Annotated in this window: 15 protein-coding genes; 11 read left to right on the forward strand and 4 right to left on the reverse strand. The window is 35.6% G+C overall.

The features are described from left to right. Positions 1 to 37 precede the first annotated feature (37 nt). Positions 38 to 658: a nitrous oxide reductase accessory protein NosL gene (locus KDN24_RS06080; protein ID WP_409972192.1), complete on the reverse strand. Its 621-nt coding sequence runs from the start codon at positions 656 to 658 to the stop codon at positions 38 to 40. Between the two features lie 247 nt (positions 659 to 905). Between KDN24_RS06080 and KDN24_RS06085 the strand changes: the two genes are divergently transcribed. Both KDN24_RS06085 and KDN24_RS06090 read left to right on the forward strand, forming a co-directional pair. Then, positions 906 to 1,997, forward strand: a complete 1,092-nt coding sequence (locus tag KDN24_RS06085; protein WP_409972191.1) for a carbohydrate kinase — start codon at positions 906 to 908, stop codon at positions 1,995 to 1,997. Positions 1,998 to 2,014: 17 nt separating this feature from the next. Then, on the forward strand, positions 2,015 to 2,929 hold the full coding sequence (locus tag KDN24_RS06090) for a pseudouridine-5'-phosphate glycosidase (RefSeq protein WP_409972190.1): 915 nt from the start codon (positions 2,015 to 2,017) through the stop codon (positions 2,927 to 2,929). Between the two features lie 53 nt (positions 2,930 to 2,982). Here the strand turns inward: KDN24_RS06090 and KDN24_RS06095 are convergent, their stop codons facing one another. Next, positions 2,983 to 3,327: a helix-turn-helix domain-containing protein gene (locus KDN24_RS06095; protein WP_409972189.1), complete on the reverse strand. Its 345-nt coding sequence runs from the start codon at positions 3,325 to 3,327 to the stop codon at positions 2,983 to 2,985. Positions 3,328 to 3,551: 224 nt separating this feature from the next. Between KDN24_RS06095 and KDN24_RS06100 the strand changes: the two genes are divergently transcribed. The 3 genes from KDN24_RS06100 to sinI (KDN24_RS06110) all read left to right on the forward strand — a co-directional run bounded on the left by KDN24_RS06100 (position 3,552) and on the right by sinI (KDN24_RS06110) (position 4,492). Further along, positions 3,552 to 3,776, forward strand: coding sequence for a hypothetical protein (locus tag KDN24_RS06100; RefSeq protein ID WP_409972188.1), 225 nt, complete (start codon positions 3,552 to 3,554; stop codon positions 3,774 to 3,776). Position 3,777: 1 nt separating this feature from the next. Then, a complete protein-coding gene (gene sinI, locus KDN24_RS06105) occupies positions 3,778 to 3,948 on the forward strand; it encodes a DNA-binding anti-repressor SinI (protein WP_409972187.1) in 171 nt (56 codons plus the stop codon). A gap of 394 nt (positions 3,949 to 4,342) precedes the next feature. Continuing rightward, entirely contained in the window at positions 4,343 to 4,492 is a 150-nt protein-coding gene (sinI, locus tag KDN24_RS06110) for an anti-repressor SinI family protein (protein WP_409972186.1), read from the forward strand. 227 nt (positions 4,493 to 4,719) lie between these two features. On the opposite strand, the gene KDN24_RS06115 is transcribed toward sinI (KDN24_RS06110), so the two are convergent. Then, positions 4,720 to 5,043: a helix-turn-helix domain-containing protein gene (locus KDN24_RS06115; protein ID WP_409972185.1), complete on the reverse strand. Its 324-nt coding sequence runs from the start codon at positions 5,041 to 5,043 to the stop codon at positions 4,720 to 4,722. Positions 5,044 to 5,227: 184 nt separating this feature from the next. Further along, positions 5,228 to 6,286 carry a tRNA 2-selenouridine(34) synthase MnmH gene (mnmH, locus tag KDN24_RS06120; RefSeq protein WP_409972184.1) on the reverse strand — a complete coding sequence of 353 codons (1,059 nt, stop codon included), beginning with the start codon at positions 6,284 to 6,286 and terminating at the stop codon, positions 5,228 to 5,230. 222 nt (positions 6,287 to 6,508) lie between these two features. Here mnmH and KDN24_RS06125 point away from each other — a divergent pair, with 222 nt between their 5' ends. From KDN24_RS06125 to KDN24_RS06150, 6 genes are all read left to right on the forward strand, one after another. After that, positions 6,509 to 8,206 carry a methyl-accepting chemotaxis protein gene (locus KDN24_RS06125; RefSeq protein ID WP_409972183.1) on the forward strand — a complete coding sequence of 566 codons (1,698 nt, stop codon included), beginning with the start codon at positions 6,509 to 6,511 and terminating at the stop codon, positions 8,204 to 8,206. Positions 8,207 to 8,410: 204 nt separating this feature from the next. After that, positions 8,411 to 9,409, forward strand: a complete 999-nt coding sequence (locus KDN24_RS06130; protein ID WP_409972182.1) for an ABC transporter substrate-binding protein — start codon at positions 8,411 to 8,413, stop codon at positions 9,407 to 9,409. Between the two features lie 2 nt (positions 9,410 to 9,411). Continuing rightward, positions 9,412 to 11,484: an ATP-binding protein gene (locus KDN24_RS06135; RefSeq protein WP_409972181.1), complete on the forward strand. Its 2,073-nt coding sequence runs from the start codon at positions 9,412 to 9,414 to the stop codon at positions 11,482 to 11,484. 23 nt (positions 11,485 to 11,507) lie between these two features. Continuing rightward, on the forward strand, positions 11,508 to 12,851 hold the full coding sequence (locus tag KDN24_RS06140) for a sigma-54-dependent transcriptional regulator (RefSeq protein WP_409972180.1): 1,344 nt from the start codon (positions 11,508 to 11,510) through the stop codon (positions 12,849 to 12,851). Between the two features lie 226 nt (positions 12,852 to 13,077). Next, on the forward strand, positions 13,078 to 13,305 hold the full coding sequence (gene tatA, locus KDN24_RS06145) for a twin-arginine translocase TatA/TatE family subunit (protein ID WP_409972179.1): 228 nt from the start codon (positions 13,078 to 13,080) through the stop codon (positions 13,303 to 13,305). 15 nt (positions 13,306 to 13,320) lie between these two features. After that, a complete protein-coding gene (locus KDN24_RS06150; RefSeq protein ID WP_409972178.1) occupies positions 13,321 to 14,223 on the forward strand; it encodes a 4Fe-4S dicluster domain-containing protein in 903 nt (300 codons plus the stop codon). Positions 14,224 to 14,241: the final 18 nt, after the last annotated feature.

Genomic DNA, 14,241 nt, shown 5'->3' on the forward strand with positions numbered 1-14,241 from the left:
GCGAATGACGCAGCGGTTTTCTATATAATGTATTAAATTAATGACTGTCTCCTCCATGCTCCTCATCATGATCATCACCATGCTCATGGTCATGATCATGATGGGCGTCGCCATGTTCACCATCCATTTTCTTATATCTTTCATTAGAAGTTTTATCAATCTCATCCCAAGTGGAAATGGCGAGATTCATATTGCTATTTTCGCTAATAAATGTTTGAGCACTGTCTTTTGTTTCAAAGAAAGCAAAGCCGTATTTCATCGGTGTATGTATGTCACCATATACAGGGACAGCTTCTTTAGCATTGATCCATTCCTTTGTTATATAATCACGAACCCACATTTTCTTAAAAGCTTCACCTGTTTCTCGTTCATAGTTCAATAAACATCCAGAATCATCGAAGAAGAGGTGCTTTCCTTTTGAATCAATGGCTTGTGCAGTGAAAACCCCCATTTCTTCTTCTTTTGTATAAACTTTCATACTGCAAAATGCGCATACATCGTCTTTTGTTGGCTCGATCGGTTCGATATTTGCTGTCTCATTTGCTCCATCTGTTTGCTCTTTTTCATTAACCACTTTCTCATTTGTACTGTTACTTCCACAAGCAGATAAAGCTAAAACAAATAAAGCACAAAAAAATAATAAACTTAATTTCTTCATTTCTTGTCCCTCCACTTTGTTCTCAGTGTATCAAAGGTAGTCTACTGAATAAATGTGATTAATTGATGAAAAATATGAGTGCAAAGAGTGAGATTTAATCGGTATTTTTCTCACAAAATAAGCAAAGGGGTTCTTAAAACAGTTGCTAAATAATAAACAAAGGTTTATTATATAAACATAAGTTTGTTTTTGTTTAATGACTGTCATATAGGTAAAAGAGAATTTTTTGTATAAGGGCTGAATCTTTATGAATGAAAAAGAACAGTTAATATTGCAGCTTATTAAAGAAGATCCGTTTATATCGCAAATTGATCTTGCTGAAAAAACAAAGTTGTCAAGATCAGCGGTAGCTGGCTATATTTCTTCTTTAACGAAAGGAGGAAAACTGCTGGGACGTGCATATGTTCTTCCAGAGAAGAAGGAAATTTTATGCATCGGTGGTTCAAATATCGACCGAAAGATACAAGTATTAAATAATCTTCAATATGGAACGTCTAACCCTGCTGAAAGCACACAGTCGTTCGGGGGAGTAGCCCGCAATATTGCTGAGAATTTAGGGAGACTTGGAGTAAACGTTTCCCTTATGACAATTGTCGGCAAGGATAGTGAAGGAGAATCTCTTCTTGATTATACAAAATCTTTTGTAGATATGAATCCTTCACATGTTTCACCAGATATGGCAACAGGTACGTATACAGCAGTTCTAGATAGTACTGGTGAACTTTCAATAGCTCTTGCAGATATGTCCATTTACGATTCTGTTGATATTGAGTTTGTAGAAAAAAAATGGGGTTATGTTGCAGCTGTTGAGATGGTTGTGATTGATACAAATTTTCCAGCAAATGTTTTGGAAAAAGTAATTAATCGTTGTCATGAGGAAAATATACCACTATGCATCACACCTGTTTCTGCACCGAAAATAAAAAAACTCCCACAAAAGCTACATGGTGTTACTTGGCTCATTGCTAATAAAGATGAAGCTGAAGCCATGTCTGGAATGACCATTAAGAATGATGATGACTTTTTTAAAGCGGCAGAGCTCATCATGAGCAAAGGAGTCGAAAAAGTGGTGATTACTCGAGGGGATAAAGGATTGATTTATGTTACAAAGGATGAATCAGGTAAACTGCGCCCTCCTCATGTAACAGTTGTCGATGTAACAGGTGCAGGTGATTCACTCGTTGCGGGAATTATGTTTGGTCATTTGAAAGGGTTGAACACAGAAGACTCATGTAAAATTGGAATTTCATGTTCTAGCCTAACCCTTCAGTCACATGAAACAGTTAATCCGAATTTAAATGAGATTCGATTACAAGAATTATATAAACAATACTATTAAAAAGGAGCTTTCACATCATGTTAGAAAACTGGTTACATTTTTCCGATGAGGTACTTGAAGCAAAAAAACAAAACAAGCCTGTTGTTGCACTAGAATCTACGATCATTTCACACGGAATGCCATATCCTCAAAATGTGCAAACAGCGAAAGAAGTAGAAGAAATTATTCGTCAAAATGGCGCTGTTCCCGCAACAATTGCGATTATCGATGGAATAATTAAAATTGGTCTGTCAAACGAAGAATTAGAATTTTTAGCTCAAAGTAAAGATGTTGAGAAGGCGAGTAGACGTGACCTTCCTTTTTTAATAGCTAATAAGAAAAACGGTGCGACAACTGTTGCCGCTACAATGATTTGCGCAGAGCTTGCAGGGATTGAAGTGTTCGTTACTGGAGGAATTGGCGGCGTTCATCGGGGGGCAGAATTAACGATGGACATTTCTGCAGACTTACAAGAGCTTGCAAAAACGAATGTTGCGGTTGTTTGTGCCGGTGCAAAGTCTATTCTAGATATTGGCTTAACATTAGAATATCTTGAAACACAAGGAGTTCCTGTCGTCGGGTTTGAAACAGATGTCCTTCCTGCCTTTTATACGAGAACAAGTCCATTTTCGGTAAATTATCGTGTGAATACAGCAGAAGAAGCGGCTGCAATGATTCGAACAAAGTGGGAGCTTGGTTTAAATGGTGGAATCGTTATTGCGAATCCAATTCCTGAGAAAGATGCATTGGAGGAGAGCTTAATCACATCCACAATTGAAACAGCATTAAAAGAAGCAGAAGAAAATAATATTGGTGGTAAAAAAGTAACACCATTTTTATTAGGGAAAGTAAAGGAATTAACGAAAGGGACAAGCTTAATTGCAAATATTGCACTTGTTAAGCATAATGCCGAAGTTGGAGCTAAAATAGCTGTATCCCTTCAACAAAAATAATATGATAAAGGCCAAGCTCTGTCACGATGTTGCATTGAGTGGCCTTTATTTTTTTAATCAATATTTCGACTCCTATTCTTAAATTTAACGAAATCTAAATAATAACTAAAATCCTCTTTTGTAAATCCCTGCTGAATTGCTTCATTTACAAGTTGAATCCATTCCTGATCAATGGTGCGTTTTTCTATTTCTTTCCTCCTTTTCTTCTGTTCTAACAAGTCTTCTACATTTGTATCAAGAGTTTCAGCTAGTCTTGAAAGAACTTGTAAAGATGGATTCTGCTGAATCCCTCTTTCTATGTAACTTAAATATGATTTTGAAACACCGGCTTTATCAGAGAGTTCATTAATGGAATATCCCTTTTCAAGCCTCAATCGTTTTATACGGTTTCCTACCATTTATTTTTTCCCCTCTGTTTATATTCCATGTTTTCATTATAACGAACAAACTGTTCAATAAAAAATACAAAAAATTAAGATAATTAAAGTAAACGAGAGAAAACCTGAGAAAATCGTTCTTTAAAACGAAAAAATGACTGAATTTAGAATTTTAAAAAATAATACATCTGGACTATACTCAATTTGAAAGTTCGTTAAAAAGAACGTTTTAAAGGTGGTGCTCAATGTATCAAAAAAACTGTGATCGATGTAACCGCCCGTCATTTAGCAGTAGTGAAATGGGAAAATGGATATGCCCAGTTTGTGGACAAGACTTGACAACATACCCTTTCTTTAATGCTATGACAATGGAACGAATTAATGTAAACTCATTTCCTTTTCAAAAGAAAATGAAGTGTTATCAAAACAATGAATATGTGACTGTTCAAAATAATAAGGAAGAAAACTAAAATGGAGGGAAAATTTGTGCTTGAAACAACATCAAATATTTCCGAATTAGACGTAGAATGGCTTCAATTAATAATCGAAGCAAGAAACCTTGGAATTGAGAAAAAAGAAGTATTAGATTATTTAATAAATAACGGAATGAACATAGAGAATATTGAAAAAGAAAGTTTTTAGAGAATTAATTAAATTTTCTTAGTGAGATTTATCACTTATTTTGTCTGTTTCTTCCAAAAAAACGACTTCATTCAACAAAATTTTTGGCGTATTTCATGGTGATTAAGTACCGGCTACCTATTTTCAATGATTGTAAAAGTAAAGTTATTAAGAAAATTGTAGAATAATGTTAAATAATCAAAGAAAAATTGGGCTTGCTAATTATTTGAGTAGACAAAAAGTAACACAATAAAAATATGAATACGATTAAAATTTGAATAGTAAAAGGATTATTAGTACATAGAAAATCATATTCATATTGTTTATGGCTAATGGGGAAAGACAATTGAGATGACAACAGTATTCATATGGCTAGTTTTGCCTAGAATACATTCGTATTTTGGGGGGAGAGACTGTGGTTGAGACAAAGGAAGTACATAAAAATGAGGAAATGGATAGGGAGTGGCTACAGTTAATAATGGAGGCAAAAAATATAGGGATTAAGAAAGAAGAAATTAGGAGATTTCTTTTTAGAGAGCATGAGGTTCTTGTAGAAGGGCGATAAATATAATAGGTTTTAGGAAGTATTCCTTGGAGGATGTTAGTTTTAGGGAATGCTTTTTATTTTCAGAAGCAATAAATGAGTGCCGCAAAAGCGGCACCTCCATTTCTAATTCGTAGCACAATGGGCTTGTTTTAAGCCTGAGGGCAAATGCAGCAGGTCAACAATGACATAAGGGCGTGATATTCTATATAAGCAATCCTTTTGTTAATCGCTTTTTTATCGTTGCTCTATTTATTTTGATCAATTCTCCATTTATTGAATTCGAGAAATTCACGAAATTGATCTTTCGTCACACCAGAATTCATTGCTTCCTGCACGATTTTAAGCCAATCGGAATCTAATTCTTCAGTATTTGGTTGTTCATGTATTAAATGATCAACTGGCACATTAAGCACAGCAGCTATTTTTTCAAGAAATTGTATTGAAGGATTCGTTTGCAAGTTTCGTTCAAGTGAACTTAAATAAGACTTGGCAACGCCAGCTTGTTCTGCAAGCTCGGATAACGACATTTTCTTTTCTTTGCGGAGTAATTTTACTCGTTCACCGATCATCCAATCTCACACACCTTATCATGTTATCTACTTTAATTATAACAATATCAATGAATTAGTTCCATATTAAGAACATTATAATTAAAAAGATATTAATATTTTAACATATAATATCATTGAGAATTAAATAAATATACATAAATTTTAATAATTTTATTCTTTTTTCAAGCTGAAAAGCACGATTCTATCGTGTTTTGATTTTTCTTGATTCAATAATTTTCATGATTTCTTCAACCGCATCATCGCTATTTTTTACTTCTACATGAAAGAAAGGGCCGTCGTACTCCAGCTGTTTATAAGAATAACGAGGGTCATAATAGTTCTCTAAAAGAGTTTTAATGAACAATTTATAGTTTTCAAATGTTGCAGCCTCATCAAGAATAGAAATAATTTCTCGATCCTTTATTCGTTTTTTTATATAGGAAAAACGTTCAATTACCTTCTCCTGGAACCAAACTTCATGGATGTAAGGCATTACGTATTCATGATAAATCCGTTCCACTCGAGAATTCAATGAGGCTTGAAGATTAATATTTATACCTTGCTGTTTTTTGTGAAATAGTTCGTCAGGTTGGACAACTTTGCCTATTCGTTTACTTTCTGCTTCGATAATGAAATATGGTTTACCATTTATTTCAGTTAATGTTTGAAATAAAAGTGCATCAAAGTTTTTTTGATTGTTTCCCGTCTCTAATCCATACGTACCAAATATAGACCCGCGATGCTCAGCTAGTCCTTCTAGATCTATGATAGGAAATCCCTTTTTGCCTAATTTATGTAAAACCTCCGTTTTACCGACACCAGTCATTCCATGAAGCGTAATCGCTTGATCGGGGATCAATTCTGGAATTTTTTCCAAAATATATTGGCGGTAAGCTCGATATCCCCCAATTAATCGTGGAATGGAAATGCCAGAGAAAGATAAGAAGGTTGCTACTGCTTTACTTCGCATTCCACCTCTCCAGCAATAAATAACCGGATGATGATTGTCTGCTAGTAAATCCTTAATTTTGCGTAATAAATCTGGGATTTTTGGTGAGACAATTTCCATTGCTCTCCATTTCGCTTCGTCAGATCCAATTTGTTTATAAACCGTTCCAATTTCAACACGTTCTTCATTAGAAAATAACGGAATATTTACTGCTCCTGGAATTTTGAACTCATTAAATTCTTCAGGTGATCTCACATCAACAGGAATTGCTTTCTTTAAGTTGATAAACTGTTCTATATTGATTTCTCTCATCTGCTATTCCTCCGAGTCTGTATCCTTATAGAGGATATTACATAAATATTATTTTATCCATTAATGAAGAGATTGAAAACCCACTGAAAAAAATAACACTATTAGCAATTTATTAATATAAAATATTACTCAATTTATGAAATGTTTATGAAATAGTGTAAATAGTTATTGTTAATATTGTCAATTCTTGTAGAATTTTCTTAACGGGAAGGAGATGGTTGTGTGAGGCGATTATTAGCATTGCGACTTGGTACAAAGTTTAATATTCTAGTTGTTTCGTTGTTATTATTATTTTCAATTTTCATTTCATCTATTTTAAATATTTTCGTAACAGATGTTATAAAAACGACAGCGACAGAAAAAGCGAAAGGTGACCTGCAGCTAGGGTATATTGCGCTTGAAGCAAAATATCCAGGGGATTGGAATGTAAAGGACGGCGAGCTTTATAAAGGTTCTGTTCTCGCAAACAATAATACTGAAATGGTTGATTATATTGGTGAGCTTACAAACGGAACAGTCACGATTTTCCTTGGTAATAAGAGGGTAACCACAAATGTAATAGCGGAAGGGAAAAGAGCGATAGGTACGGAGGCTAGTCAAGAAGTTATTAACCATACGTTAGTGAATGGCCATAATTATTATGGTGAGGCAAATGTAGTTGGTCACACGTACCAAACGGCTTATCAGCCAATAAAAGATAAAGATGGTTCGATTATTGGAATGTGGTATGTGGGGGCTCCGATTAAAATGGTTGGAACTGCCTTAAAACAAGTAAATACCGCACTATTTTCAACACTAATCATATTTATCATCGTAGCAACAATCGTTACTATTATTTTTTCAAATCGAATAAAAAAACGTCTTAAACAAGTTGGAGCGGCTTTGGAAAGCGCAGGAAAAGGGGATTTTACATTTACAGTCAATGATCGAACAGGAGATGAAATATCGGCTCTCGCAGCTAACTATAGTACGATGAGGGAAAATCTTATTCATCTCGTGTATAAAATGCGTGAATCAGCTGAGACACTTGCTGCTTCATCAGAACAACTATTCGCAGGTGCTGAAGAGACAGCAAAAGCAAGTGATCTGATTGCTGCTTCATTGCAGGATGTGGCAAATTCAGCAAATGAACAAGTGGCATCGACAGATCATTTAAATGAAACGGTCATCCAGATGACTTCTGGAATTAAACAAATATCAGACAGCTCAGTAGAAGTTCAACAATCAACTGCAAACAATTTACGGGCTTCCGAGCAAGGAATTGAAATTGTTGGCAGAACACGAAAACAAGTTGAGACGATTGATCAGATGACAAAAACGACATCTAATAATATTGTTCAACTACATGATAAATCGAGAGAAATTGGTATGATTATTAACATGATTACTGAGATTTCCGAACAAACGAATCTGCTCGCTTTAAATGCTGCGATTGAAGCAGCAAGAGCTGGTGACCAAGGACGAGGATTTGCAGTAGTTGCTGATGAAGTAAGAAAACTTGCTGAACAATCGAACTTATCTGCCAGTCAAATTAAAAAATTGATTTCTGGAATACAGACAGATATCGAGCTGTCAGTAAACTCTATGGAAAGTGGAAGATTAGCTATTGACGAAGGATTGCAGCTAGCAACAACAGCAGAAAAATCCTTTAGGAACATCAATGAAACCATTCAGCTTGTTGATAAACAAATAAATACGGTATCAGAAGCAGTACAGGAATTGGTTAAAGGTACAGAAGAGATCCATGATTCATTAGACAAGATGACAAACAAAATTCATAGTACTTCTAATTCTGCGCAAAACGTTGCAGCAGCAACAGAAGAACAAAGTGCTTCAATGCAAGAAGTATATGCCTCTTCACAAGGTTTGAGTAAATTGGCTGAAGAATTAAGAGATGCTGTACACACATTTAAAATATAATAATGATAGCGCCTTCTAAACAATTTGACATTGATTGTTTAGAAGGCGCTTTCTTTAAGAGAACTCGTCGGGGTCAGTCCAGTTCGTACGTCGCTGAACAAGGCGCTTTCGCTTTTCTCTGTAAAAATTCATATAATTATCCTATTTAACAAGCTAATCCATGAGTTTATTTCGGTATAGTGAGGAGGGGTGACGTTTTATATTATGAAAACAAAATGGTACTTTTTTATATTGTTACTCATTACAGCAAGTCTCCTTTTCAATAATCTCATTAGCAAACAAGAACAATCCCCGATAAAAATTGGGGTAGTAATGATTGGCGATAGTAGAATAGAAAAACTTAAAAGCTTAAAAAGAGGATTGGCGGATCTCGGTTATGAAGAGAAGTCGATTACATTTGTTGTTATAAATGCAAATGATGATGAAACAAAATTAAGAAAGGAAATTGATGAGCTATTAAAAAATAAACCGCAAATAGTTGTAACGCTCGGTGGAGTAGAAACATTAACCGTGAAAGAAAAACTAGAAAAACATCAAATGAAGATTCCTGTCGTTTTTGCGGGTGTAGCTGCTCCAAAGGAAATTGGTATTATTGAAGATTACCGTTCACCGGGAGGGCTATTTACAGGAATCAATAATTATCATACAAGTATATCAGGAAAAAGATTGGAGCTTTTGCATGAGCTCGTCCCCACTTCAAAAAGATTCCACGTTCTTTACGACAAAAATACGAAAGTAAGTGTGCTAAGCCTTGAAAATGTAAAAGAAGCAGCAAATAAGCTTTCCTTACAAATCAATCCGATTAATGTTAGTGAGCCCGATTTTCTTGTTCAATTAAGCAAAACGGTGCAAGAAAAAGATGCCTTGCTCATGTTGCCAGGATTTCGGATAGAATCACTAACAGGTGAAATTGCCAAGTTTTCTAGAAAATATAAAATCCCAACGATGGGTGTATATGGTACAGAGGTAGAAGAAGGGATATTGGCTAGCTATGGAGTAAGCTTTGCTGATCAAGGATACCAAGCTGCAAGATATGTGAGCCTAATCATTCAAGGAAATTCTCCAAGTGATATTCCTGTTGAGCTTCCAGATACGATCCGTTTTTATCTTAATCAAAGTGTTTGTAATGAATTAGGTGTAAAGCTTAATCAAGAGCTAATCCCGATTGCAAATTTTATCTATCCACATGAGGAGGGACGTTAGCAATGAAAAACGGGCTGACTAATTGGCTTTCCTCCCAACCAATTCGGATAAAGGTTCTTGTTTTTGGTATATGTATGTCTACACTGCCGCTCTTACTGCTAAGCTTTTATTATTATTCTCATGTGAAGGCTGATTTGGAAAATAGAATAATGGATAAACAGACATTACTTCTTCAAAATTTATCGAATGAAATTGAACTAGAATTTAGTCAAACATTTCAACAGCTTCAAATTGCTTCGACTCTTAATAAGCAGTCAAAACAGCAAAGCGTATTTTATGAATTGTTACAGCAAAATGAATCAATTGAAGAGCTTGTTATGACAGATGAAAAAGGATTTGTAACGAAAAAGCTTTCTCGTTACAACTTAAATATTCCGAACGAAAATGAACAATGGTTTTCTAATGAAATGTGGTTTGATTTCCAATCAAAGAGCAAAATTTATGGGAAAGTCGAGTTTAATCAATTTGGGCAGCCGGTGATGAAGCTGACAATCCCTTATATAGAGGATGAGCAGCAAAAAGCGATTGGCGTTATCATTCAGCTGCAAAAAATAATTGGAAAAATCTCGTCGTTAAGACAAGAGTTTTCCTCCTATTTATATTTATTAGATCAAGATGGGAAAGTCATTGCACATCAAGATTATAGCAAGCTTTGGCAAAAGCGTTCAGAGGCAAATAAATTAGAAGTACTTGGTGTTCAAGCAGAGATTAATAATTTAGGGTGGACATTGGTGATGGAGCTTCCAAAGACAACCGCCTATAAACCGATTAATGATATGTTTCGAACTGGTTTATATGCAGTAGCACTTGTAACACTTATTGTCAGCCTTATTAGTATTTATGCAGGGTTATATTTTACGACACCAATCGTTGATTTAGAAAAAGGAATGAATCATTTAAAAGCAGGGAACAGACCAGCTCCCCTGAATGTAAATCGTCATGATGAGCTAGGTAAGCTTTCACACTCCTTTAATGAAATGAGTGAAGAGCTCCAGGAAAAATCATTGAGGCTTGAGCAAGAAAAAGAAAGGTTAAGTGTTGTCGTCAATGGAATTGAGGCGGGACTGGCACTTGTGACGAAAGATTATCAAGTATCATGGATGAATCCAATGCTTAAAAGCTGGTTTAACCTAGAGAATTTCCATTTCCCATGCTATGAGTTAATAGGTGGGAAAAAACAGGCGTGTCAAGAATGTCCGATTACTTGTCCAGAGCTTGAAGGGAATGGAGACACAGTCATGCGGATGAGGGGGAAGGGCGGAGAGGAAAGGCTTTTTCGTCACCGTGTCTTTGCGCTAAATCATGCTCTAGAAGGAGAAGGAGAATATCTTGTTGTGATTGAGGATATTACAGAGCAAAAGCAAATGGAGGAAAAAATGATTCAAACAGATAAATTAAGTGCACTCGGTTTGATGGCCTCAAGCTTTGCTCATGAAGTAAATAACCCGCTTGCGACGATAAATGTGTATGCGGAGGACTTAATTGACCGTATTGAACAGCATGATGAAGAATTAAATGAGGAAGAAATGGCTTTTTACTTAACGAAAATAAAAGAAAATACGGAAAGATGCAAACGCATTACGAGCAATCTATTAAACTTCTCAAGAAAGACGAATTGGACAGTGGCAAAAATTGATATGAACGAAACGATCCAAAATAGTATTAGTCTTGTAGAAGCATCATTGAAAAAGAAGCAAATTCAACTAGAAGTCGATATCGAAAAGAACTTACCCATTTTTTGGGGCGATAGTTTAAAGCTTATGCAAGTTCTTGTCAATTTAATAAATAATGCAATGGATGCTATCGAAAACAATGGTTTCATCTATATAGTGGCTCAAGTTGAAGAAGAGCATATTTGCATATATGTAAAGGATAATGGCTGTGGAATGACTAACGAGACACTTGGAAAGGTATTTGATCCTTTTTACACAACGAAGCCTGTTGGCAAAGGAACAGGACTTGGATTATCGGTATGCTACGGAATTGTTGAAGAATTTGCAGGAACAATAAATGTAGAGAGTAAACGAGGAATGGGGACGACTGTAAAAGTCCAAATCCCGATTAGCAGAACATAGATTGATATAGGAGGGGATTATAAATGAGTAATACTCGGCTATTAATTGTTGATGATGAAAAAGATTTACTCGATCTTCTCGTAAAAAGATTAAGTAGAAAAGGATATATAGTAGATGCGGCTGAAACTGCAGAAGCTGCTTTAGAAAAATTACAACAACAATTTTATGATATTGCGATTTATGATATTCGTTTACCGAAAATGGATGGAATAACACTATTAAAAGAAACGAAGAAAAAGGTGCCTGAAACAGAAATTTTAATGCTGACTGGCCATGGAACAATTGAAACAGCCATTGAAGCGATGAAATATGGTGCATTTGATTATTTAACAAAGCCTTATAATTTATCAGAGCTAGAATTAATTATTCAAAAGGCAGAGGAAAATAAGAAATTAAAAGAAAAAAATGAAAGTATGAAAAAAATCATTAGACAGCACAATGATTTTCAAATAATAGGGGAAAGCCCGATATTCCAGGAAGTCATTGAACTGACGAGAAGAATCGCTAATAGTGATGTGCCTGTCCTTATTCAAGGTGAGAGTGGAACAGGTAAAGAGCTGTTTGCTAAAGCTCTACATTACTGGGGAAATCGAGCAGACGAGCCTTTCGTCGCGATAAACTCAGGGGCTCTTCCAGAACAATTGCTTGAAAGTGAATTATTCGGTCATGTAAAGGGCGCATTTACAGGTGCAAATCAAGATAAAAAGGGACTTGTAGAAGCAGCAGATGGAGGGACATTATTTCTTGATGAGCTAGGTGAAATGCCACTTGCGTTGCAAGTGAAGCTTCTTCGGTTTTTGGAGCTAGGCGAGTTTAGAAGAATTGGAGATATTAGAGAAAGAAAGGTTAATGTCCGCAGCGTTGCAGCGACCAACCGAAATATTGAGAAGGAAGTTGAAGAAGGGAATTTTCGTCAAGACTTATTTTATCGATTAAATGTTGTGAACTTAACGATTCCACCTTTAAGAGATAGGAAGGAAGATATCCCTTTACTTGTTGAATACTTTCTAAGGCAAGGGAAATTTTCAGGTAAAATGCTATCACAGGATGCGTTAGTTCAACTGCAAAACTATCATTTTCCTGGAAACGTGAGAGAACTTCATCATTTAATTGAACGTGGACTCCTATTATCGAGCGGAGATACTATTGAAGCTCATGATATGCTTCTACCATTAAGAAAAAATGGGGAAGCTAACGAGCATTTTGAGGATTTTTGCTCATTGGAGGAAATAGAAAGGGAACATATTGCTGCTGTATTAGAAAGTATGGGCTGGAATAAAACGAAGGCAGCAGAAGTGCTTGGGATAAGTGTAAGAAACTTATATCGGAAGATTGAACAATATCATTTGAAGAACATGACAAACTGACATATGCCATAATGTCTTAGTTGTGACATTTTGGCATGATTATTTATGCAGCAAAGGGTGCTCCCTTTTGCTGCATTTTTATTTTTTTTGCAAGAAAAAGATATTGGACCCCTAGTACTATCAATACTTTTCTATCATATTTTTGCTTAATTATAAACTTCAATTGTTTTGGCACGCAACTTGCATTAATAACAGTGTAATAAATAAATGCAGAGGAAGTGGCAAGATGTTATCAAATATTGGAATTCCGGGTCTTATTTTAATCCTTGTGTTGGCATTAATTATTTTTGGACCGAAAAAACTCCCTGAAATTGGCCGTGCAGTAGGACAAACATTAAAAGAATTTAAAAAATCTGCTCGTGAGCTGACAAATGATGTCGCAGATGATGTGAAGAATGAAATTAATGATGTAAAAAGTGAAATAAAGGACGTAAAGGAAACAGTATCAAAATAGAAAGGAGTTTTCGCAATGGTTCTTATAAAAAGAGGCGGTTTAAACCCAGAAGATTACGATCAACTTGCCGATAATTTTGTACCTGATGCAGATAAAGTACTATCAAAAAGCCCTTATGATTCACAACTAGGTGTAAATATGGCACGGGATGCAAGAAGGGTTATTAATGGAAAGTTAAAAATTGAGGACTTCCATAAAGTATATTCAGCATCGTTAATAAAAGAATTCGGTGATCATTATGCAGGCGATGTCCCTAGTAAAGATACAGGAGAGAAAAAAGGAAAAGAGCCGAAATGGGGCATGGTAATCGATTTAAAAAAATGTGTAGGCTGTGATACTTGTACAGTCTCTTGTAAGTCTGAAAATAGAACACCTCCAGGAATGTCCTATAATATTGTGCTTGAAACAATGAAGGGGGATTTCCCGAATATTTCATTAGTAAACTTGCCAAGACCTTGTATGCAGTGTGATAAGCCGCCTTGTGTTCAAGTTTGTCCAACAAGAGCAACATATAAATTAGAAAATGGGATTGTCACGATTGATAATGATCGCTGTATTGGCTGTCGTTATTGTATGGTTGCTTGTCCATATGGAGCGAGGTCATATGATTTTGGTGATGGCTATGATCAAGAAATGTTAGGCTATAACGATGTGACAAGCCCTGAATATGGCATGGAACGTGGAGAAAGAAAGAAAGGCAAGATACCGGAAGAGACTGTTCGAAAATGCAGCTTCTGCTATCATCGCTTGCAACGTGGGGAAGAGCCAGCATGTGTCGAAACATGTATTGGGGATGCGCGTTATTTCGGAGATATGAGTGACCCGAATAGTGTTGTTTCCAAGCTTGCGGCAAGCCCAAGAGCATTCAGGTTAAAGGAAGAATTAGGGACTCAGCCTAGAGTTGTATATTTACGATAAAAATTAGAGCTTTCACTA

The sequence above is a fragment of the Cytobacillus sp. Bva_UNVM-123 genome (genome assembly GCF_046351715.2).
Lineage (GTDB): Bacteria > Bacillota > Bacilli > Bacillales > Cytobacillaceae > Cytobacillus.

Excerpts from the sequence above, each read along its gene's own strand:
- KDN24_RS06080 (WP_409972192.1), bottom strand. The coding sequence starts at position 658 with ATGAAGAAATTAAGTTTATTATTTTTTTGTGCTTTATTTGTTTTAGCT.
- KDN24_RS06085 (WP_409972191.1), top strand. The coding sequence starts at position 906 with ATGAATGAAAAAGAACAGTTAATATTGCAGCTTATTAAAGAAGATCCG.
- KDN24_RS06090 (WP_409972190.1), top strand. The coding sequence starts at position 2,015 with ATGTTAGAAAACTGGTTACATTTTTCCGATGAGGTACTTGAAGCAAAA.
- KDN24_RS06095 (WP_409972189.1), bottom strand. The coding sequence starts at position 3,327 with ATGGTAGGAAACCGTATAAAACGATTGAGGCTTGAAAAGGGATATTCC.
- KDN24_RS06100 (WP_409972188.1), top strand. The coding sequence starts at position 3,552 with ATGTATCAAAAAAACTGTGATCGATGTAACCGCCCGTCATTTAGCAGT.
- sinI (WP_409972187.1), top strand. The coding sequence starts at position 3,778 with ATGGAGGGAAAATTTGTGCTTGAAACAACATCAAATATTTCCGAATTA.
- KDN24_RS06115 (WP_409972185.1), bottom strand. The coding sequence starts at position 5,043 with ATGATCGGTGAACGAGTAAAATTACTCCGCAAAGAAAAGAAAATGTCG.
- mnmH (WP_409972184.1), bottom strand. The coding sequence starts at position 6,286 with ATGAGAGAAATCAATATAGAACAGTTTATCAACTTAAAGAAAGCAATT.
- KDN24_RS06130 (WP_409972182.1), top strand. The coding sequence starts at position 8,411 with ATGAAAACAAAATGGTACTTTTTTATATTGTTACTCATTACAGCAAGT.
- KDN24_RS06135 (WP_409972181.1), top strand. The coding sequence starts at position 9,412 with ATGAAAAACGGGCTGACTAATTGGCTTTCCTCCCAACCAATTCGGATA.
- KDN24_RS06140 (WP_409972180.1), top strand. The coding sequence starts at position 11,508 with ATGAGTAATACTCGGCTATTAATTGTTGATGATGAAAAAGATTTACTC.
- tatA (WP_409972179.1), top strand. The coding sequence starts at position 13,078 with ATGTTATCAAATATTGGAATTCCGGGTCTTATTTTAATCCTTGTGTTG.
- KDN24_RS06150 (WP_409972178.1), top strand. The coding sequence starts at position 13,321 with ATGGTTCTTATAAAAAGAGGCGGTTTAAACCCAGAAGATTACGATCAA.